The organism is Pseudomonas sp. NPDC077451, assembly GCF_044543345.1.
Taxonomy (GTDB): Bacteria; Pseudomonadota; Gammaproteobacteria; order Pseudomonadales; family Pseudomonadaceae; genus Stutzerimonas.
Window position 1 is genome coordinate 370,469 of sequence record NZ_JBITVX010000001.1, and the last position, 19,463, is coordinate 389,931.

General features: G+C 60.3%; 20 protein-coding genes. 19 read left to right on the plus strand and 1 reads right to left on the minus strand.

Going from position 1 to position 19,463, the window contains the following annotated elements; all coding sequences use genetic code 11:
• Positions 1-8: 8 nt before the first annotated feature.
• From fliF to flhB, 17 genes are all read left to right on the plus strand, one after another.
• Positions 9-1,796 carry a flagellar basal-body MS-ring/collar protein FliF gene (fliF, locus tag ACIGHL_RS01650; RefSeq protein WP_128119088.1) on the plus strand — a complete coding sequence of 596 codons (1,788 nt, stop codon included), beginning with the start codon at positions 9-11 and terminating at the stop codon, positions 1,794-1,796.
• A complete protein-coding gene (gene fliG, locus ACIGHL_RS01655; RefSeq protein WP_045425720.1) occupies positions 1,789-2,805 on the plus strand; it encodes a flagellar motor switch protein FliG in 1,017 nt (338 codons plus the stop codon). The genes fliF and fliG overlap by 8 nt, the downstream gene beginning before the upstream one ends.
• Positions 2,806-2,826: 21 nt before the next feature.
• A complete protein-coding gene (gene fliH / locus ACIGHL_RS01660; RefSeq protein WP_128119089.1) occupies positions 2,827-3,615 on the plus strand; it encodes a flagellar assembly protein FliH in 789 nt (262 codons plus the stop codon).
• Positions 3,605-4,963, plus strand: coding sequence for a flagellar protein export ATPase FliI (fliI, locus tag ACIGHL_RS01665; protein ID WP_046162305.1), 1,359 nt, complete (start codon positions 3,605-3,607; stop codon positions 4,961-4,963). The genes fliH and fliI overlap by 11 nt, the downstream gene beginning before the upstream one ends.
• A gap of 3 nt (positions 4,964-4,966) precedes the next feature.
• Complete coding sequence (gene fliJ, locus ACIGHL_RS01670) at positions 4,967-5,419, plus strand: flagellar export protein FliJ (protein ID WP_081262942.1); 453 nt, start codon at positions 4,967-4,969, stop codon at positions 5,417-5,419.
• 174 nt (positions 5,420-5,593) lie between these two features.
• Positions 5,594-5,899, plus strand: coding sequence for an STAS domain-containing protein (locus ACIGHL_RS01675; RefSeq protein ID WP_045425730.1), 306 nt, complete (start codon positions 5,594-5,596; stop codon positions 5,897-5,899).
• A complete protein-coding gene (locus ACIGHL_RS01680) occupies positions 5,899-7,605 on the plus strand; it encodes a fused response regulator/phosphatase (RefSeq protein WP_216706771.1) in 1,707 nt (568 codons plus the stop codon). Before ACIGHL_RS01675 ends, ACIGHL_RS01680 begins: the two co-directional genes overlap by 1 nt.
• Positions 7,598-7,990: an Hpt domain-containing protein gene (locus ACIGHL_RS01685; RefSeq protein ID WP_128119090.1), complete on the plus strand. Its 393-nt coding sequence runs from the start codon at positions 7,598-7,600 to the stop codon at positions 7,988-7,990. Before ACIGHL_RS01680 ends, ACIGHL_RS01685 begins: the two co-directional genes overlap by 8 nt.
• 122 nt (positions 7,991-8,112) lie before the next feature.
• Positions 8,113-9,354, plus strand: coding sequence for a flagellar hook-length control protein FliK (locus ACIGHL_RS01690; protein WP_128119091.1), 1,242 nt, complete (start codon positions 8,113-8,115; stop codon positions 9,352-9,354).
• Between the two features lie 203 nt (positions 9,355-9,557).
• The gene (fliL, locus tag ACIGHL_RS01695) at positions 9,558-10,088 is read left to right on the plus strand and encodes a flagellar basal body-associated protein FliL (RefSeq protein WP_045425736.1); all 531 of its coding nucleotides are present in this window, start codon (positions 9,558-9,560) and stop codon (positions 10,086-10,088) included.
• Between the two features lie 12 nt (positions 10,089-10,100).
• A complete protein-coding gene (gene fliM / locus ACIGHL_RS01700) occupies positions 10,101-11,072 on the plus strand; it encodes a flagellar motor switch protein FliM (protein WP_128119092.1) in 972 nt (323 codons plus the stop codon).
• Between the two features lie 40 nt (positions 11,073-11,112).
• Positions 11,113-11,583 carry a flagellar motor switch protein FliN gene (gene fliN, locus ACIGHL_RS01705; RefSeq protein WP_128119093.1) on the plus strand — a complete coding sequence of 157 codons (471 nt, stop codon included), beginning with the start codon at positions 11,113-11,115 and terminating at the stop codon, positions 11,581-11,583.
• Between the two features lies 1 nt (position 11,584).
• Positions 11,585-12,004: a flagellar biosynthetic protein FliO gene (gene fliO / locus ACIGHL_RS01710; RefSeq protein ID WP_046162299.1), complete on the plus strand. Its 420-nt coding sequence runs from the start codon at positions 11,585-11,587 to the stop codon at positions 12,002-12,004.
• Positions 12,004-12,780: a flagellar type III secretion system pore protein FliP gene (gene fliP / locus ACIGHL_RS01715; protein ID WP_045425746.1), complete on the plus strand. Its 777-nt coding sequence runs from the start codon at positions 12,004-12,006 to the stop codon at positions 12,778-12,780. Before fliO ends, fliP begins: the two co-directional genes overlap by 1 nt.
• A 19-nt stretch (positions 12,781-12,799) precedes the next feature.
• Entirely contained in the window at positions 12,800-13,069 is a 270-nt protein-coding gene (fliQ, locus tag ACIGHL_RS01720; RefSeq protein WP_045425749.1) for a flagellar biosynthesis protein FliQ, read from the plus strand.
• A gap of 36 nt (positions 13,070-13,105) precedes the next feature.
• Entirely contained in the window at positions 13,106-13,885 is a 780-nt protein-coding gene (fliR, locus tag ACIGHL_RS01725; RefSeq protein ID WP_045425751.1) for a flagellar biosynthetic protein FliR, read from the plus strand.
• 36 nt (positions 13,886-13,921) lie between these two features.
• Entirely contained in the window at positions 13,922-15,058 is a 1,137-nt protein-coding gene (flhB, locus tag ACIGHL_RS01730; protein WP_128119094.1) for a flagellar biosynthesis protein FlhB, read from the plus strand.
• Positions 15,059-15,313: 255 nt separating this feature from the next.
• Here the strand turns inward: flhB and sodC are convergent, their stop codons facing one another.
• Positions 15,314-15,835: a superoxide dismutase family protein gene (gene sodC / locus ACIGHL_RS01735; RefSeq protein ID WP_128119095.1), complete on the minus strand. Its 522-nt coding sequence runs from the start codon at positions 15,833-15,835 to the stop codon at positions 15,314-15,316.
• A 204-nt stretch (positions 15,836-16,039) separates the two neighbouring features.
• On the opposite strand from sodC, the gene flhA reads away from it, so the two are divergent.
• Positions 16,040-18,160, plus strand: coding sequence for a flagellar biosynthesis protein FlhA (gene flhA / locus ACIGHL_RS01740; protein ID WP_128119096.1), 2,121 nt, complete (start codon positions 16,040-16,042; stop codon positions 18,158-18,160).
• A 16-nt stretch (positions 18,161-18,176) separates the two neighbouring features.
• Positions 18,177-19,454, plus strand: coding sequence for a flagellar biosynthesis GTPase FlhF (gene flhF, locus ACIGHL_RS01745; protein WP_127839674.1), 1,278 nt, complete (start codon positions 18,177-18,179; stop codon positions 19,452-19,454).
• Positions 19,455-19,463: the final 9 nt, after the last annotated feature.

A 19,463-nucleotide genomic window follows, 5' to 3' on the forward strand; every position in this document is an offset into this window, starting at 1 on the left:
TTTGAACTATGGCTGACGCGCTTAGCAATGCCCCGGTGCCGGTTGGTTCGGATGCTCCGAAGAAGCCTTTGCTGGGTCTTTCCTTTCTGGAAAACCTGTCTGAAATGTCGATGCTGCGGCAGATCGGCCTGCTGGTCGGTTTGGCGGCGAGCGTTGCTATTGGTTTTGCCGTGGTGCTTTGGTCGCAGCAGCCGGACTACCGGCCATTGCTGGGCAGCCTCGCCGGAATGGATGCCAACCAGGTGATGGAAACCTTGGCGGCCGCCGACATTTCGTACACTGTTGAGCCCAACTCCGGCGCCCTGCTGGTCAAGGCCGACGACCTTGCGCGTGCGCGGTTGAAGCTGGCAAGTGCCGGTATCGCTCCGACCGACAGCAATATCGGTTTTGAAATTCTCGACAAAGAGCAAGGCCTCGGCACCAGCCAGTTCATGGAAGCGACCCGCTATCGCCGTGGTCTTGAAGGCGAGCTGGGTCGCACCATTTCCAGTCTGAATAACGTCAAGGGCGCGCGCGTCCACTTGGCTATTCCGAAGAGCTCGGTATTCGTCCGCGACGAGCGCAAGCCAAGCGCATCGGTACTGGTCGAACTCTATCCGGGCCGCAATCTTGAGCCAAGCCAGGTAATGGCGATCATCAATCTGGTCGCGACCAGCGTGCCTGAGCTGACCAAGTCACAGATCACCGTAGTCGACCAGAAGGGCAACCTGCTATCCGATCAGCAGGAGTTGACCGAGCTGAGCATGGCCGGCAAGCAGTTCGACTACAGCCGTCGTATGGAGAGCCTTTACACCCAGCGCGTGCACAACATCCTGCAGCCGGTGCTGGGCAGCGGTCGCTACAAGGCTGAAGTGTCTGCCGATGTGGATTTCAGTGCAGTCGAATCCACGTCCGAGACCTTCAACCCTGATCAGCCCGCACTGCGCAGCGAGCAGAGCGTCAGCGAGCAGCGTCAGAGCAGCCTCGGCCCGCAAGGTGTGCCTGGGGCCCTCAGCAATCAACCACCGGGACCCGCTGCTGCGCCCGAGAATGCTGTTGCCGGGCAGGCTGGCGCGGCGGGTGCCATCGCTCCGGGCCAGCCGTTGCTGGATGCCAATGGTCAGCAAGTCATGGACCCCGCAACCGGTCAACCGATGCTGGCGCCGTATCCGGCAGACAAGCGTGAGCAGGCGACCCGCAACTATGAGTTGGATCGGTCGATCAGCTACACCAAGCAGCAACAGGGACGCCTGCGTCGGCTGTCGGTTGCCGTGGTGCTCGATGACCAGATGACCATTGCCGCTGACGGCACCACCACTCGGGTACCGCGTACCGCCGAAGAACTGGCGCGCTTCACTCGGCTGGTACAGGACGCGGTCGGTTTTGATGCAAGCCGTGGTGACAGCGTCAGTGTGATCAATGCGCCGTTCGCCGCTGACTCGCTCGACGAGGCCTTTATTGAAAGTCCGTTCTACTCGCAGCCGTGGTTCTGGGACATCGTCAAGCAGGTGCTCGGCGTCCTGTTCATCCTGGTACTGGTGTTCGGCGTGCTGCGGCCCGTGCTGAACAACCTGACCAACGCCGGCAAGAGCAAGGAACTGCAAACAGTGGGCGGTGATGCCGAGCTCGGTGACATGGAAGGCATCGACGGGGCGCTGTCCAATGATCGAGTCAGTTTGAGCGGGCCGCAGAGCATCATGCTGCCAAGCCCGACCGAGGGATACGATGCGCAATTGAATGCCATCAAGAATCTGGTAGCAGAAGATCCGGGCCGGGTGGCTCAGGTCGTCAAAGAGTGGATCAACGCAGATGAGTGATGCTCGAGTTCCGGTCAAGCTGAACAAGATCGACAAGGCGGCGGTCTTGCTGCTTTCGCTGGGCGAGGCCGACGCGGCGCAGGTGCTGCGTCATCTCGGCCCGAAGGAAGTACAGAAAGTCGGCACGGCAATGGCGCAGTTGCGCAACGTGCAGAAGAACCAGATCGAACAGGTGATGGGTGAGTTTGTCGAGATCGTCGGCGACCAGACCAGCCTTGGAGTGGGTTCGGACGGCTATATCCGCAAGATGCTCACGCAGGCCCTCGGTGAGGACAAGGCGGGTGGCCTGATCGACCGCATCCTGCTCGGTGGCAACACCAGCGGCCTGGACAGCCTGAAGTGGATGGAGCCACGTGCCGTTGCCGATGTGATTCGCTACGAACACCCGCAGATCCAGGCGATTGTGGTGGCCTATCTGGACCCGGATCAGGCTGGCGAGGTGCTCTCTCACTTTGACCACAAGGTGCGGCTGGACATCGTCCTGCGCGTATCGTCGCTCAACACGGTGCAGCCCGCCGCGCTGAAAGAGCTGAACCTGATCCTCGAAAAACAGTTCTCCGGCAACGCCAATACCACGCGGGCAACGCTGGGCGGCGTCAAACGCGCCGCGGACATCATGAACTACCTCGACAGCTCCGTTGAAGGCCAGCTGATGGACGCCATCCGGGATGTCGACGAGGATCTGTCGTCGCAGATCGAGGACCTGATGTTCGTGTTCGACAATCTTGCCGATGTCGACGACCGGGGCATTCAAGTGCTGCTGCGCGAAGTATCCTCCGATGTGCTGGTATTGGCGCTCAAGGGCGCCGATGAAGCGATCAAGGAGAAGGTCTTCAAGAACATGTCCAAGCGCGCCGGTGAATTGCTGCGTGACGATCTGGAAGCCAAAGGGCCGGTGCGCATCAGCGAAGTCGAAGGTGCCCAGAAGGAAATTCTCACTATCGCTCGCCGCATGGCCGAAGCCGGAGAAATCGTGCTCGGCGGTAAAGGCGGCGAGGAAATGGTCTAGCAAGCAAGGCACTGAAACTGAATGTCCAAGGAAAACCCCAGCGATGTGATCCGCGCGAAAGACGTCAACGTTTTCGATCGCTGGGCCTTACCGAGCTTCGACCCTCTGGGTGCGGCACCGGAAGACCCAGAGATTGGCGAGGAGCCGGTTGAAGACGAGGACTTGTCACGCAGCGAAGACGTGCCGGTCGAGGAAGTCAAACCTCTGACGCTCGACGAGCTCGAGGCCATTCGTCAGGAGGCTTACAACGAAGGTTTCAGTACGGGCGAAAAGGATGGCTTTCACGCCGGTCAGCTCAAGGCCAGGCAAGAAGCCGAGGCGGCGCTGAACCCCAAGCTGGAGAGCTTGGAAAAGCTGATGACGCAGCTGCTCGAACCCATCGCCGATCAGGATCGAAACCTCGAACACGCAATGGTCACACTGGTTAGCCAACTGGCGCGAGAAGTGATTCAGCGCGATCTGCTGGTCGACTCCAGCCAGATCCGCCAGGTGCTGCGCGAAGCGCTCAAGTTGTTGCCCATGGGAGCCAGCAACGTGCGCATCTACATCAACCCGCAGGATTTCGACCTGGTCAAAGCGCTGCGCGAGCGCCACGAAGAGACCTGGCGCATTGTGGAAGACAGTGATCTGCTGCCGGGCGGTTGCCGGATCGAGACCGAACAGAGCCGTATCGACGCGAGTGTCGAAACGCGCCTGGGCCAGGCGATCAGCCAGCTATTCGAACAGCAGCGGGAAAACGCCACCAGCCCGCCTGAGGCTGACCTGCATCTTGATCTCGGATCGGGCGCGGAGCCAGCCGATGCGTCTTGAACGAACCAGCTTCGCCAAGCGCTTTGAAACCTACGGCGAGGCGATCAAGCTTCCCAGCCAACCGATCCTCGAGGGTCGGTTGTTGCGTATGGTCGGGCTGACGCTGGAAGCCGAAGGCCTGCGTGCTGCGGTTGGCAGCCGCTGCTTGGTGATCAACGAGGACAGCTACCATCCGACCCAGGTCGAAGCCGAGGTGATGGGGTTTTCCGGTGGCAAGCTGTACCTGATGCCGGTCGGCAGCCTAGCGGGCATCGCCCCCGGCGCGCGCGTGGTGCCCTTGGCCAATACCGGGCGTCTACCCATGGGGACCTCGATGCTGGGGCGTGTGCTGGACGGTGCTGGCCGTGCATTGGACGGCAAGGGCGGAATGAAAGCCGAGGACTGGGTCCCCATGGACGGCCCGGTGATCAACCCACTCAAGCGCCACCCCATCAGCGAGCCGCTGGATGTCGGGATCCGCAGCATCAACGGCTTGCTGACCGTCGGCCGCGGGCAGCGTCTGGGGCTGTTCGCCGGCACCGGCGTGGGTAAGTCCGTCCTGCTCGGCATGATGACGCGCTTCACCGAGGCCGACATCATCGTCGTCGGGCTCATTGGCGAACGAGGCCGGGAAGTAAAAGAGTTCATTGAGAACATTCTCACCGAAGAAAGCATCAAGCGTTCGGTAGTCGTCGCCTCGCCGGCGGATGACGCGCCCTTGATGCGCTTGCGAGCCGCCATGTACTGCACGCGCATCGCCGAGTATTTTCGCGACAAGGGCAAGAACGTCCTGCTGCTGATGGACTCGCTGACCCGCTTCGCCCAGGCACAGCGCGAGATCGCCCTGGCCATTGGCGAGCCGCCGGCGACAAAGGGTTATCCACCATCGGTGTTCGCCAAGCTGCCCAGCCTGGTGGAGCGCGCCGGTAATGCGGAAGAGGGCGGCGGCTCGATTACGGCGTTCTACACCGTCTTGTCCGAGGGCGACGATCAGCAAGACCCGATCGCCGACGCCGCGCGAGGGGTGTTGGACGGCCATTTTGTATTGTCTCGCCGGTTGGCGGAGGAGGGGCATTACCCCGCCATCGACATCGAGGCCTCAATCAGCCGGGTCATGCCGCAGGTGGTCAGCGCTGAACATATGCGCAATGCCCAGCGCTTCAAACAGCTCTGGTCGCGTTTTCAGCAGAGCCGCGATCTGATCAGCGTCGGCGCGTACGTACCGGGAGGCGATCCAGAAACCGACCTTGCCATCGCCCGACAGGCGGAGATGGTTCGCTACCTTCGGCAGGGTTTGGACGAAGCCGAGCATTTGGCCCAGAGCGAAGCGCTGCTGGCCAACGTATTCAATCCCAAGGCCGCAGGCTAATCCTTGCCAGCCAGCCGAGCGGCGCGCCTGGCGCCGGTGATCGATATGGCTGAGCGTGCCGAGCGAGAGGCCGCTAAGCTATTTGGCCAAGGCCAGACGCAAGTCGCCCAGGCCGAAGCCAAGCTGGGCGAGTTACGGCAATACTTCGCCGATTACCAGCAGCAGTGGATGGCTCAAGGCAGCCAGGGCGTGTCCGGCCAATGGCTGATGAACTACCAACGTTTTCTCTCCCAACTCGAGTCCGCCATCGGGCAGCAGCAGCGCAGCCTGGATTGGCACCGCAACAACCTCGACAAGCTGCGCGAACAATGGCAGCAGCGACGAGCCCGGCTCGACGGACTGCGCAGACTGGTCGAGCGCTACCTGCAAGAGGCAAGGACTGCGGCGGACAAGCGAGAACAAAAACTGCTGGACGAATTTTCCCAGCGACTCTCGAGTCGCCCCAAACAGGATTGAGGCTTGCTGTGCTGGGCTTAGGGTGCTAAATCTTCATCAGCTTCTTTACATTAGCGCGGTTGGAATTGAAGCTGCAGGCCCTGGACGTGGCGCCATTCGGCGCGCCGGCACCAACCCAGCAATAACGACAGCCGTGGCGAAAGGCCACGACCTCGTTCGGATCAGGAGTGCTAGATGACCATCAGTTCACAGCTATCGGCAGATGGACAGGAGCTGACCATAACGATTCGAGGGCGTTTCGATTTCAATACGCACCAGGCTTTTCGCGATGCCTATCAATGTGCTGGGAGTTCGCCCCGACGTTATGTGGTCGACCTCAACGGCGCGACCTATCTCGACAGCTCTGCGCTGGGAATGTTGTTGCTGTTGCGTGATCATGCCGGCAGCGACAAGGCCGATATTCGCCTGATCAATTGCAATCCTGACGTCCGCAAAGTCCTTTCGGTTTCCAACTTCGAACAACTGTTCGCGATCGCCTGATGCCTCGTCGGCTCTCCATACTCATTGCCGAGGATGGTGCGGCTGATCGCATGCTGTTGGCGGCTATCGTCCGCCAACAGGGCCATCACGTGGTGACCGCCGCCAATGGCGCCGAAGCGGTGGAGCTGTTCGAGCGCGAGCGCCCACAGCTGGTATTGATGGATGCATTGATGCCAGTGATGGACGGCTTCGAAGCGGCACAACAGATCAAGCAACTGGCCGGCAATGAGCTGGTGCCAATCATTTTTCTTACCTCGCTGACCGAAAACGAAGCGCTGGTTCGCTGCCTCGAGGCGGGCGGCGATGACTTTATCGCCAAGCCGTACAACCCGATCATTCTGGAGGCAAAGATCCAGGCCATGAATCGCTTGCGTCGACTGCAAGCGACGGTGCTGGAGCAGCGCGATCTGATCGGCCGCCGCAATCAGCAATTGCTCGACGAGCAGCGCGCGGCCAAGGCCATTTTCGACAAGGTCGCTCACGCCGGCTGTCTTAACGCCCCCAACATCCGTTATCGACAATCTCCTCGAGCGCTGTTCAATGGCGACCTGCTGCTCGCTGCCCAAGCGCCGGCCGGCAGGATGTTCGTGCTACTTGGCGACTTCACCGGCCATGGTTTGCCGGCCGCGATCGGCGCCATGCCGCTGGCGGAAACTTTTTACGGAATGACCGCCAAGGGCTACTCAAGTAATCAGATCCTTCGCGATATCAACGCCAAGCTAAAGCTGATCCTGCCGGTCGAGATGTTCTGCTGCGCCACTTTTCTCGACATCAACCTCGAGCAAGGAATCTTGCGGGTGTGGAACGGTGGCTTGCCAGACGGTTATCTGATCAAGGCCGTGGACGGCACACGGTTGCCCTTGCGGTCCAGGCATTTGCCGCTAGGGGTACGAGAGGCGACGTCATTCGATGACACCTTCGAGACACTGCCTTTGGCGCTGGGCGACCGCCTGCTATTGCTGTCGGACGGGTTGCTGGAGAGCTGCAACGCCGATGATCAGCTGTTCGGCGAGCAACGGCTGCTAGCCGTGTTGGAATCCAACTCCGACCCCGCGACGCTGTTCGACGACATTCAGGAGGCGCTGCATGACTTCCATGGTCAAATACTTGACGACCTGAGCCTGGTTGAAGTGAGCATGATCGGTGAGCCGGGGGCGGTTGCGCCTCATCCGCTCCATGTTTACCCACTCGGAAGCCGAGAGCTGCGCCCGAGAGATTGGTCGACTTGCTTCGAACTACGACCCGGCAGCCTGCGCTCGGCTGACCCTTTGCCGATGGCGATGCAGCTTTTGCTGCAGATTTCGCCCCTGCGGTACCGTGTCGGCACCATTTTTACGGTGTTGACTGAGCTTTATGCCAACGCCGTGGAGCATGGGGTGTTGTTGCTCGACTCGTCCATCAAGTCTGACGCGGAAGGCTTTGCCAGCTATTACCGGGAACGCCAGCGGCGCCTGGACGCGCTTAGCGAAGGCTTCGTGTCTATCGAGTTTACCGTCAAGTCTGAAGGGGCCAATGGGTACCTGCGCATCGCTGTTCGCGACAGCGGGCCGGGCTTCGATGTGCAGCGTGCATTGAACCAGCAATACTGCAGCGAATACCTGGGAGGGCGAGGACTACGCATGATTCGCCAGTTAAGCGAGCGATTTTATTGGCAGCCCGATGGCAAGGTGCTCAACGTGGAGTTTCACTGGTCCGGTCATGCATAATCCGCCGTTTACCGCCAGGAGCATCTCCGTGGCCGAACATCTCGACACCAGCGTGCTGGTCACCCTTCAGGAAGTGATGGAGGCGGAGTACCCGGTGCTGCTGGACACCTTTCTCGTCGATTCCGAAGAGCGACTGCGGCTGTTGCAGGCGGCCTGTCGGAGCGGCGAAGCAGAGAGCTTGCGTCAGGCTGCGCACAGTTTCAAAGGTAGCTGCAGCAACATGGGCGCCGCGATGCTGGCAGAACTTTGTCGTGAGATGGAGGAATCCGCCAGGCGCGACCAACTGGATGAGGCGCCGGTCCTGATTGAGCGCATCGAACGCGAGTTTGCCATTGTGCGCATTCTCTATCGCGCCGAACGCCAGCGTTGGGGAGGACCTGGCTAACAGGAACCTTTTCTCTGCAGTCCCGCAGGGGTCGCGACGCTGCCGCTGAACCTTCATTCGCAACCGAGTGGCCCGGAGTTTGCTTGAGCATGAGCACGTCTCCATCCTCAGCGGAAAGATCCATGGCCGTTTCCCCCGATCTGTTGCTCAATATCAAGGCCCCGACCGCCGCCGCCAAGGCAGCGAACACATCCTCCAAGCCGGCCCAACAATCCAGTCGTGACGAGGCCTCCAGCTTCGCTAACGTCTACGCGAAAGAGCGCCAGGGTAAGCCTGCCGAGGCGCAAAACGCGGCGGCGAAGCCGGCCCGGGACAAGACGACTAGCGAGGAGCCGAGTCAGGAAACCGACAAGGCAAGCGGCACCGAAAAGCCGGCAACGGCCGAAACCGGCAATGACTTGCCTGCCAGCCTCGAGACGGTCGATGACAGCGTGCCGAACCCCGAGGCCGAGCTTGATCCGCTGTTGCTGTTCGGCATGGGCGGGCAGGGTACGGTCAGCGAGGCGCCGCCCGTCGACGGACTGCCGCTGCCAGACAGCGAGTTACTGGTTGGCCTGGCACAGCCGGTTGTGGCTGCCGAGAGTCTCGAGGCAGAAGGCGAGACGGTACTGGCAGGACAGCGTACGCTGGAGCTTCAGTCGGCGACTCAGAAAAGCCCTGTCACGACTTCCGTCTTGGTTGAGGAAGGCGCGAGCGATGCGCAAGAAACCCTCCCCGCGGCTCTGCTTGAAGGCGAGGCTCTGGCCGAGGAGAGCGATGATCGCTCGCTTGAGGAAGGTTTCGGTGAACTGCTCGAGAAGTTGGACGCGTCGAAGGATAGTCGCCCAAGCGTCAGCGGAGAGGCGGCACTCAACCGGCTCAATCCATTGACTCAGGCGCTTGCTCAGCAGAATCAGACCCAGCAGCTGCAGCGGCCTACGATGGTGCCAGGACAACCTGTGCAGATGCAGCAGGCCGGCTGGAGCGAAGCCGTGGTCGATCGGGTGATGTGGTTGTCCAGCCAGAACCTCAAGTCGGCCGAAATTCAGCTTGATCCGGCCGAGCTGGGCCGCATGGAGGTTCGTATCGACATGACCAAGGATCAAACCCAGGTGACCTTCCTCAGCCCGCATGCAGGCGTACGCGATGCGCTGGAAGGGCAGATGCAGCGACTGCGCGATATGTTCGCTCAGCAGGGGATGACGATGGACGTGAACGTCTCTGACCAGTCGCGAGGTTGGCGCGGTGACGGCGGCGGTGAATCGCGTGAACGTGGCGCCGCCGGTGTATCGACTACAGGGGATGATGAGGTCGTTCAGGGCAGCATGGAGATCAGCTCCGCGCGTACCGGTGGCGATCGCGGCTTGGTGGATTACTACGCGTGACCGTAACGTGCTGACAGGAACCGGGCTTTGCGCCCGGTTTTTTTTGCTCACGGCAACCTGAGTCTCCGACTATTCGTCTACAAAAGACGGACGCGCCATGGCAATCGTTTACGCTGCCTGTTCGCTAGCCGATACTTTGGCACAGCAGTTGCTCGCTTCCTTTATGAGGCGAGTGAAAACACTTGTAATGACGGATATTTGGCATGGCAAAGAAACAAGGACCTCCGGACGTTCCGAGTCCTGCGGCTGCGACCGAAGGAAAGGGCAAACTCAAGCTGATCATTCTGATTGTCTTAGGATTGCTGTTGGCCGTCGGGGTGTCGGTGGGCGCTACCTTGTACTTCATGTCTCAAGGCGAGGCAGATAAGCCGGCGGACGATGCTGCCAGCGAGGATGCTGCGCCCCAGCGCCAAGCGGCAATCTACGAAGTGCTGGCGCCGGCTTTCATTGTCAACTTCACCAATGCCGGTGGGCGCCAGCGCTACATGCAAGTCAGCGTTGCGCTGATGTCGCGCGATCAGGCGGCGCTCGATGGATTGAAGGAACACATGCCCCTTTTACGCAATCAACTGGTCATGTTGTTCTCCAGTCAGGACTTTGCCAGCCTGGCGACGCCTGTCGGCCAGGAGATGCTGCGGCAGCAGGCGACCGCCAGCGTTCAGGAGCTGGCGCAGAAGGAAATCGGCAAGCTCGCGATCGAGCAAGTCCTGTTCACCAACTTCGTATTGCAATAGGGGTCGTTTCAGATGGCTGTTCAAGACCTGCTCTCGCAAGACGAGATCGATGCGCTCCTGCACGGAGTCGATGACGGTCTGGTCGATACCGAAAGCGATTCCGAACCGGGCAGCATCAAGAGCTACGACCTGACCAGCCAGGACCGGATCGTCCGTGGGCGCATGCCTACCCTGGAAATGATCAACGAACGTTTTGCCCGCTACACACGCATCAGCATGTTCAACCTGCTACGCCGCTCGGCAGACGTATCAGTAGGCGGCGTGCAGGTGATGAAGTTCGGCGAATACATTCACTCGCTGTATGTGCCGACCAGCCTCAATCTGGTGAAGATCAAGCCGCTGCGCGGAACGTCACTGTTCATCCTCGACGCCAAACTGGTGTTCAAACTGGTGGACAACTTCTTTGGCGGTGACGGACGCCATGCAAAGATCGAGGGCCGAGAATTCACGCCCACCGAACTGCGTGTGGTGCGCATGGTTCTGGACCAGGCTTTCGTCGATCTGAAGGAAGCCTGGCACGCGGTACTCGACGTCAATTTCGAATACGTGCATTCGGAAGTGAATCCGGCGTTGGCCAACATCGTCAGCCCTAGCGAAGTGGTGGTCGTGTCGACGTTCCATATCGAGCTCGAGAGTGGCGGTGGCGATCTTCACATCACCATGCCGTACTCGATGATCGAGCCGATCCGCGAAATGCTCGATGCCGGTTTCCAGTCAGATGTAAGCGATCAGGACGAGCGCTGGGTAAACGCGCTGCGCGAGGACGTGCTCGATGTGAACGTGCCGCTCAGTGCGACGGTGGTGCGGCGTCAGCTCAAGCTGCGCGAGATTCTCAATATGCAGCCGGGCGATGTGATACCGGTGGAAATGCCGGAAGACATAATCATGCGCGCCAACGGCATGCCGGCTTTCAAGGTCAAGCTGGGTGCGCACAAGGGCAACCTGGCATTGCAAGTGCTCGAATCCGTATTGCGACCACGTTGATTCAGACTTTATTCAATTACCCGCCGGTCGAGGATTAGCGATGGCAGATGAACACGAAAACACTTCCCCCGAGGAGCAGGCGCTGGCCGACGAGTGGGCTTCGGCACTGGCCGAGGCCGGTGACGCCAATCAGGATGATATCGATGCCTTGCTGAACCAGGGCCCGGCAGCAGCGCCGGCGCCGCCTCGTGCGCCGCTGGAGGAGTTTGGTAGCAGCCCGAAGTCGGCTGCTGTGCCCGCAGGACTCGAAGGGCCGAACCTGGACGTCATTCTGGATATCCCGGTGTCGATCTCGATGGAGGTCGGCAGTACCGAAATCAGCATTCGCAATCTGTTGCAGCTCAATCAGGGTTCGGTGGTCGAACTGGATCGGCTGGCCGGCGAGCCGCTGGATGTGCTGGTGAACGGCACACTGATCGCCCACGGCGAAGTGGTGGTGGTGAACGAAAAGTTTGGCATTCGTCTGACTGACGTGATCAGTCCGAGCGAACGCATCAAGAAGTTGCGCTGACATGCGGTTCCTGGCGCTCCCCTCGCTGTTACTGGCTTTGCCAGCGGTGGCCGCTGAGCCCGCAGCAAGCATGAGCAGCACTGGCATGGGCACACAGATGACCAAGTTGCTGCTTGGGCTGCTGCTGGTGATCGGTCTGATCTTTCTGCTTGCCTGGTTACTTCGCCGGATGCAGCAGTTGAACCCGCGCAGCAACCAGGCGATCAAGCTGATCTCGAGCCACGCGCTGGGCCCTCGCGAGCGGCTAGTGCTGGTGCAGGTCGGCAGTGAACAAGTGCTGCTCGGCCTGAGCGCCGGTCGGATCACCCCACTGCATGTGCTTGAGGAGCCGGTACACCTGCCGGATGCCGAGCCGGCCAACCCGGAGTTTGCCCAGCGCCTAATGGAGCTGCTCGGGCGGGACCATAAGGACAAGCCCTGATGCTTCGATTGTTGTTGGCGGCCCTGTTGATTCTGGCCGCCCCGTTCGCTGTGGGCCAGGATGCGGGTGGTTTGATCGCGCAGGGCGACAATCCTCTGTCGATACCGGCCATTACCCTAAGCACGGATGCCCAAGGACAGCAGGAATATTCGGTCAGCCTGCAGATTTTGCTGATCATGACAGCGCTGAGTTTCATCCCGGCGTTCGTCATGCTGATGACCAGTTTCACCCGCATCATCATTGTCTTTTCGATCTTGCGTCAGGCGCTTGGCCTGCAGCAGACACCGTCGAACCAGATCCTGGTGGGCCTCACCATTTTTCTGACGTTGTTCATCATGGCGCCGGTGTTCGAGCGCATTAACAACGAGGCGGTGCAGCCCTATCTAAACCAGCAGCTGTCTGCGCCCGAGGCGATTTCACGGGCCGAGGTGCCGTTGAAGAACTTCATGCTCGCGCAGACTCGCGAAAGCGATCTGGAGCTGTTCGTGCGGCTGTCGCGCCGGACCGATATCCAGACCCCGGACGCGGCGCCGCTGACCATCCTGGTTCCGGCATTCGTGACCTCCGAACTGAAAACCGCGTTCCAGATCGGCTTCATGATCTTTATCCCGTTCCTGATCATCGACATGGTGGTCGCCAGCGTGCTGATGGCGATGGGCATGATGATGCTCTCGCCGCTGATCATCTCGCTGCCGTTCAAGATCATGCTGTTCGTGCTGGTCGATGGCTGGGGTTTGATCATCGGTACGCTGGCCAGTAGTTTCGGCACGCTCTAGGGCCTATAGGGAGACACGCATGACACCCGAAGTCGCGGTTGACCTGTTTCGTGAGGCCCTCTGGATGACCGCCATGATCGTTGGCGTGCTGGTCGTGCCCAGTCTGCTGGTCGGCCTCGTGGTGGCGATGTTTCAGGCGGCCACCCAGATCAACGAACAGACCCTGAGTTTTCTGCCGCGCCTGTTGGTCATGCTGTTGACGCTGATCTGGGCCGGCCCTTGGCTGGTTCGAGAGCTGATGGAGTACACCCAGGGTCTGGTCCAGAACATTCCGCTGATCATCGGTTGACCCTGATGATCGATACCTCGCGCCAGGTGCGCGCCCGTGCTTGAACTCAGCGATGCGCAGATCGGCGCCTGGGTCGGGCAGTTTCTGCTGCCGTTGTTTCGCATTGCGGCACTGCTGATGAGCATGCCGATCATCGGTACTCAGTTGGTGCCGATGCGGGTTCGGCTCTATCTGGCGGTCGCGATTGCGGTCGTCCTCGTGCCTGGGCTGCCAGCAGTACCGATGGTGGACGCGCTGAGCGGGCAGGCGCTGGTGTTGATTGCGGAGCAGATCCTGATCGGGGTCATGCTGGGCTTCGTGCTTCAGCTGTTCTTTCAGGTGTTCATCGTGTCCGGACAACTGCTTGCCATGCAGATGGGTTTGGGCTTCGCGTCGATGATCGATCCGGCTAATGGTGTTTCGGTGCCGGTGATCGGCCAGTTCTTCAATATGCTGGTGATTCTGCTGTTCTTTGCGATGAATGGGCACTTGGTGGTGCTGGAAATCCTCACCGAAAGCTTCGTTACCCTGCCGATCGGCGGCTGGCTGGTTGGCACCAACCATTTCTGGGAAGTGGCCGGCAAGCTGGGCTGGGTGCTCGGCGCCGGCCTGTTGTTGGTACTGCCAGCAATCACGGCACTGCTTGTGGTCAACCTGGCGTTCGGCCTGATGACCCGCGCTGCGCCGCAGCTGAACATTTTTTCGATCGGTTTTCCGCTAACGCTAGTGCTCGGCTTGATCATCGTCTGGATCGGCATGGCCGACATTCTTGCCCAATACCAGACCTTCGTCAGTGAAGCCTTGGCGATGCTGCGCGAACTGATCGGTCTACGCTGATGCTGATTCGTTCCTTAATGCTGCCGGAGGCCGTACATGGCTGAGAGCGAAAGCGGTGCCGATAAAAGCGAGGAACCCACGGAGAAACGCATCCGTGAGTCCCGTGAAAAAGGCCAGCTGGCCCGCTCTCGTGAATTGAACACCGTGGCGGTAACGTTGGGTGGCATTGGCGGTTTATTGGCGTCTGGTGGCAGCCTGGCTGGCAGCCTGATTGCCATCATGCAGGGCAGCTTCGAGCTCAGCCGCGAAACCCTGCTGGACGAAGCCTCCATGGTGAGGCTGTTGATGGGGAGCGGCATGATTGCGCTGGAAGCCATCATGCCGCTGCTGATCGTGCTGCTGCTCGTCTCGATCATCGGCCCGATTTCGCTGGGTGGCTGGCTTTTCTCAGCCAAGGCGATGGCACCCAAGTTCAGTCGTATGAACCCCGGGCCAGGCCTCAAACGGATGTTCTCGACCAAAGCGCTGGTCGAGCTGCTGAAGGCACTGGGCAAATTTCTCGTTGTTTTGTCGGTGGCGCTGGCCGTGCTCAGTGCCTATCAGGACGACCTGCTGTCGATCGCCAAGCAGCCGCTGGATCTGGCCATCATGCACAGTGTCGAGGTGGTCGGCTGGTGCGCGCTGTGGATGGCCTGCGGGCTGATTTTGATTGCCGCGGTGGATGTCCCTTTCCAGCTTTGGGACAACAAGCAGAAGCTGATGATGACCAAGCAGGAAGTGCGCGACGAGTACAAGGACAGCGAGGGTAAGCCCGAGGTCAAATCGCGGATTCGACAGCTGCAGCGCGATGCTGCCCAACGCCGGATGATGCAGGCCGTCCCTGACGCCGATGTGGTCATCACCAACCCGACCCACTTCGCCGTAGCGTTGAAATACGACGGCAGCAAAGGCGGGGCGCCAATGCTGGTGGCCAAGGGTGGGGATTTTGTCGCTCTGAAGATTCGCGAAATCGCCAACGAGCATAAGGTGACGGTGCTTGAGTCCCCTGCGCTGGCGCGAGCAGTGTACTACTCAACCGAACTCGACCGGGAAATTCCAGCGGGGCTGTACCTCGCTGTGGCCCAGGTACTGGCGTACGTATATCAGCTACGCCAGTACCGCTCCGGCAAGGGCAAGCGGCCAGATCCGTTGAGCAGTCTGCCCATTCCACCGGACTTGCGCCGCGATGAATGATCGAGTGGGAATACGCTCGGTGTGAAGTTTGGTGTTTCGAGGTTTGAAACGTTGGGCGTGGAGCCGTCCGGTAGGTTAGTTCGCCGTCCTCCGTGTTCATCTTCTTGGCGGGTTGAGCCGTCCTACCGGACTGGTGGGCTGAAGCCCACCCTACGGCGGTCATCATTCGACTTGTACCCGGCAGGGTGGGCTTCAGCCCACCAATGCGGATCTCCGGGTCGCAGAGGCCCAGCCCGACTGAAGCCTGAAGCCGCGTTACTCGATCACGCCGCAGGCCACCCGAGCGCCGCCACCGCCGAGCGGTTTGGGTTCATCAGAATAGTTGTCGCCGCCTTCGTGAACCATCAATGCATGCCCTTTGAGATCGCCGAGGCTCTTCAGGCGCGGCGCCAGGACTGGTTGGTTGGCATTGCCCTCGGCATCAACCACCAGGACGGGCAGGTCACCCATGTGTCCCTCACCCCAAGGTTCGCCATGCTTGCCAGCGTTCTTCGGATCCCAGTGGCCGCCGGCTGCAACGGCTGCGGCCTGCTTGCCGTCTTTCTCTGCAGGCTGGCAGCTGCCATTGGCGTGGACGTGGAAGCCATGCGCGCCGGCGTTCAGGCCTGACAGATTCGGACGAAATACAAGACCCTGATCGGTGGTTTCGATCTTCACAGTGCCGACAGAGCTGGCAACGCCTTGATCGTTGACCTTGTTCATTTCGACTGAAAGGGTTTCGGCCTGCACGCCAACCGCGGCGCAGCTAGCCATTGCAGCGATTAACCACTGTTTCATAGCACGCTCCTGTTTGACTGAAGGAGGGCAGCGTCACGCCACCCGTCGACTGTCTGACTGCCTCAGCCCAGGCGCGTTCGATTGGCCCGTCGTGGGCGGATGGGGCCGTATCGATGCGGGATCAAAAATTGGACTCCTTCTTGCTATAGCTCGAACAGGATGCGTTTTCGCGTCAATTCTTTGTTCTTGTCTGACGGGGTCTACGTGGATCGCACGCAACTCATCAATTTCGGCAATGGCCTAGCGGGCGCAGGGCGGGGCAACCTGGGTGTGCCGCTGCTGTTGCTGGTGATGATGGGCATGATGATGTTGTCGGTGCCGCCGTTCCTCCTGGATCTGCTGTTCACCTTCAACATCGCCTTGTCGATCGTCGTGCTGCTGGTCAGCGTCTATGCATTGCGGCCGTTGGATTTCGCCGTGTTCCCAACGATTCTGCTGGTCGCCACGCTGATGCGTCTCGCGCTCAACGTGGCGTCGACGCGGGTGGTGCTGATTAACGGCCATGAGGGCGGATCGGCGGCGGGCCATGTAATCGAGGCCTTCGGTAACGTGGTAATCGGCGGCAACTACGTCGTCGGTATCGTCGTCTTCGCGATCCTGATGATCATCAACTTCGTCGTGGTCACCAAGGGCGCCGGCCGAATCTCCGAAGTCAGCGCGCGCTTCACCCTCGACGCCATGCCTGGCAAGCAAATGGCGATTGACGCCGACCTCAACGCCGGATTGATCGATCAATCCGAAGCCAAATTGCGCCGTGTCGAAGTTGCCTCCGAGGCGGACTTCTACGGCTCCATGGACGGTGCCAGCAAGTTTGTGCGCGGCGATGCCATTGCGGGCCTGCTGATCCTGTTCATCAACCTGATTGGTGGCGTCGGCATTGGCATGGTTCAACATGGGATGAGCTTCAGTGAAGCCGGCCAGGTATATGCACTGCTGACCATCGGTGACGGCCTCGTCGCTCAGATCCCGTCGTTGTTGCTGTCGACCGCTGCAGCCATCATGGTGACCCGCGTCACCAGCTCCGAAGACATGGGGCAGCAGATCAACCGGCAGATGTTCGCATCGCCGAAAGCACTGGCGGTATCGGCAGGCATCATGATTGCCATGGGCCTGGTGCCTGGCATGCCACACATGTCCTTCCTTGGTCTCGGTGGTGCCGCCGCCGGCGCCGCCTACTGGATCTGGCATCGCAAGAATCAGGTCACGCAAAAGGCCGAACAGGACGTGCAGAAGCAGCAGGAAATGCTCCCTGCCCAGCGTACAGCTGAGACCAAAGAGCTGGGCTGGGATGATGTGACAGCGGTGGACATGGTCGGTCTGGAGGTCGGTTACCGGCTCATTCCGCTGGTCGACCGCAATCAGGGTGGACAGCTGCTGGCTCGAATCAAGGGTGTGCGCAAGAAGCTGTCCCAGGACCTCGGATTTTTAATGCCGTCGGTGCATATTCGCGACAATCTTGACTTGCTGCCCAACGCCTATCGCTTGACGCTGATGGGTGTAAGCCTGGCGGAAGCAGAGGTGTACCCGGATCGTGAGTTGGCGATCAATCCGGGTCAGGTTTTCGGCCCGCTCAACGGCATCGCCGCCAAGGATCCGGCCTTCGGCCTGGAAGCGGTGTGGATCGAGGCCAGCCAGCGCGATCAGGCGCAGTCGCTCGGCTACACGGTGGTCGACGCCAGCACCGTAGTGGCGACCCACCTCAACCAGATACTGCACAAGCATGCCCATGAACTGCTCGGCCACGAGGAGGTTCAGCAACTGCTGCAGTTGCTGGCAAAGAGCTCACCCAAGCTTGCCGAGGAACTGGTGCCTGGGATGATCTCGCTGTCTACGTTGCTTAAAGTCCTGCAGGCGCTGCTACAGGAGCAGGTGCCGGTGCGTGACATCCGAACCATCGCTGAGGCCATCGCCAACGTTGCCGCCAAGAGTCAAGATCCCGCCGCGATGGTGGCTGCGGTACGTGTCGCGCTGTCACGTGCAATCGTGCAAAACGTTGTCGGGCTTGAGCCGCAGCTGCCTGTCATCACGCTTGAACCCAGGTTGGAACAGATATTGCTCAATAGCCTTCAGAAGGCAGGACAAGGCTCGGAAGATGGCATCCTCCTCGAGCCGGGAATGGCCGAAAAGTTGCAACGTTCTCTGGTAGAAGCGGCACAGCGTCAAGAAATGTTAGGTAAGCCGGCGATTTTGCTGGTGGCAGGTCCGGTCCGCGCGATGCTGTCGCGATTCGCCCGGCTCGCTGTACCGAACATTCATGTCCTGGCCTATCAAGAAATACCGGATAACAAGCAGGTCACCATCGTTTCGACGGTGGGTCAGAATTAACTGAGGGCTACAGGCCATGCAGGTCAAACGTTTCTTCGCAGCCGACATGCGTATCGCCATGAAGATGATTCGTGACGAGCTGGGCGCCGATGCCGTGATCACGGGAAACCGTCGGGTCGCTGGTGGCGTCGAGTTGACCGCAGTGCTTGATTATCCGATGGAGTCGGCGGCGGCGAAGCAGCCGAACCCGGCCCTGGAAGCCGAGCTGCGCAAGACTCAGGCTCGTCTTGCCAGCGCGCATGCCGAAATGAGCGCGCCATCGCGTGGTTCGGTCGGCCAGGATCGTCAGCTGCTTGACGAAAAGCCGGCTGCGGCTGCCCAAGCAGCTCCGGTTGCCGCAACTTCGTCGTTCGAGTCGCGTGCGGTCGAGGCGATGCAGTCAGAGCTACAGGGGCTGCGCGAACTGATCGAAGTGCAGCTCGGTTCGATTGCCTGGGGACAGGAGCAGAGCCGCCGTCCCCAACAGGCTGGCCTCTGGCGCCGCCTGCAGCGCATCGGTCTGCCTGCCGAACTGTCGCGCGCCTTGTTGGAAAAGGTTTCGACCGTATCGGAGCCACGCCAGGCCTGGCGGATGTTGTTGGCGTATCTGGCGCAATCGATCAAGGTCAGCAAGGTCGAGCCGCTGGAAGAGGGCGGCGTCATTGCCCTGGTCGGCCCGGCCGGTGCCGGCAAGACCACTACGCTGGCCAAGCTCGCGGCGCGTTACGTGCTCAAGCACGGCCCGCAGAGCATCGCTTTGGCGAGCATGGATAACTACCGCATCGGTGCTCAGGAACAGCTGAAAACCCTGGGAAGGATTCTCGACGTTCCGGTCATTCAGCTGGACCCCAGCCAGCCCTTGAGCAAAACCTTGGCGCCGCTAGCCCGTAAGCGCCTGATCCTTGTCGACACCGCCGGCCTGCCAGCGGGTGACTCGATGATGAAGGTGCAACTCGAGGCCCTGGCGGACCGCGGCATCAAAGCGAAGAATTACCTGGTCCTGCCTGCAACCAGCCAGAGTCAGGTGCTCAAGGCCACCTGGCACAACTACCGTCGTTGCGGGCTGGCTGGCTGCATTCTGACTAAACTGGATGAAGCCGGGAGCTTGGGTGACGTACTTGGTCTTATCATCAGTCAGCACCTGCCCATCGCTTACCTCGCTGATGGGCCGCGCATTCCTGATGACCTGCATCTGCCACGCAGTCACCAGTTGGTCAGCCGCGCGGTGAGCCTGCAATCGGAAGAGGCTCCTAGCGAGGAAACCATGGCTGACATGTTCTCCGATCTGTACAACGGTTCTAGGAAGGTCGGATGAACGCAATGC

Coding starts and splice junctions, on each gene's coding strand:
- fliP (WP_045425746.1), top strand. CDS start 12,004: ATGCTTCGATTGTTGTTGGCGGCCCTGTTGATTCTGGCCGCCCCGTTC.
- ACIGHL_RS01685 (WP_128119090.1), top strand. CDS start 7,598: ATGCATAATCCGCCGTTTACCGCCAGGAGCATCTCCGTGGCCGAACAT.
- fliQ (WP_045425749.1), top strand. CDS start 12,800: ATGACACCCGAAGTCGCGGTTGACCTGTTTCGTGAGGCCCTCTGGATG.
- fliF (WP_128119088.1), top strand. CDS start 9: ATGGCTGACGCGCTTAGCAATGCCCCGGTGCCGGTTGGTTCGGATGCT.
- flhB (WP_128119094.1), top strand. CDS start 13,922: ATGGCTGAGAGCGAAAGCGGTGCCGATAAAAGCGAGGAACCCACGGAG.
- fliG (WP_045425720.1), top strand. CDS start 1,789: ATGAGTGATGCTCGAGTTCCGGTCAAGCTGAACAAGATCGACAAGGCG.
- fliN (WP_128119093.1), top strand. CDS start 11,113: ATGGCAGATGAACACGAAAACACTTCCCCCGAGGAGCAGGCGCTGGCC.
- flhF (WP_127839674.1), top strand. CDS start 18,177: ATGCAGGTCAAACGTTTCTTCGCAGCCGACATGCGTATCGCCATGAAG.
- fliH (WP_128119089.1), top strand. CDS start 2,827: ATGTCCAAGGAAAACCCCAGCGATGTGATCCGCGCGAAAGACGTCAAC.
- ACIGHL_RS01690 (WP_128119091.1), top strand. CDS start 8,113: ATGGCCGTTTCCCCCGATCTGTTGCTCAATATCAAGGCCCCGACCGCC.
- fliI (WP_046162305.1), top strand. CDS start 3,605: ATGCGTCTTGAACGAACCAGCTTCGCCAAGCGCTTTGAAACCTACGGC.
- fliM (WP_128119092.1), top strand. CDS start 10,101: ATGGCTGTTCAAGACCTGCTCTCGCAAGACGAGATCGATGCGCTCCTG.
- sodC (WP_128119095.1), bottom strand. CDS start 15,835: ATGAAACAGTGGTTAATCGCTGCAATGGCTAGCTGCGCCGCGGTTGGC.
- ACIGHL_RS01675 (WP_045425730.1), top strand. CDS start 5,594: ATGACCATCAGTTCACAGCTATCGGCAGATGGACAGGAGCTGACCATA.
- ACIGHL_RS01680 (WP_216706771.1), top strand. CDS start 5,899: ATGCCTCGTCGGCTCTCCATACTCATTGCCGAGGATGGTGCGGCTGAT.
- fliL (WP_045425736.1), top strand. CDS start 9,558: ATGGCAAAGAAACAAGGACCTCCGGACGTTCCGAGTCCTGCGGCTGCG.
- fliO (WP_046162299.1), top strand. CDS start 11,585: ATGCGGTTCCTGGCGCTCCCCTCGCTGTTACTGGCTTTGCCAGCGGTG.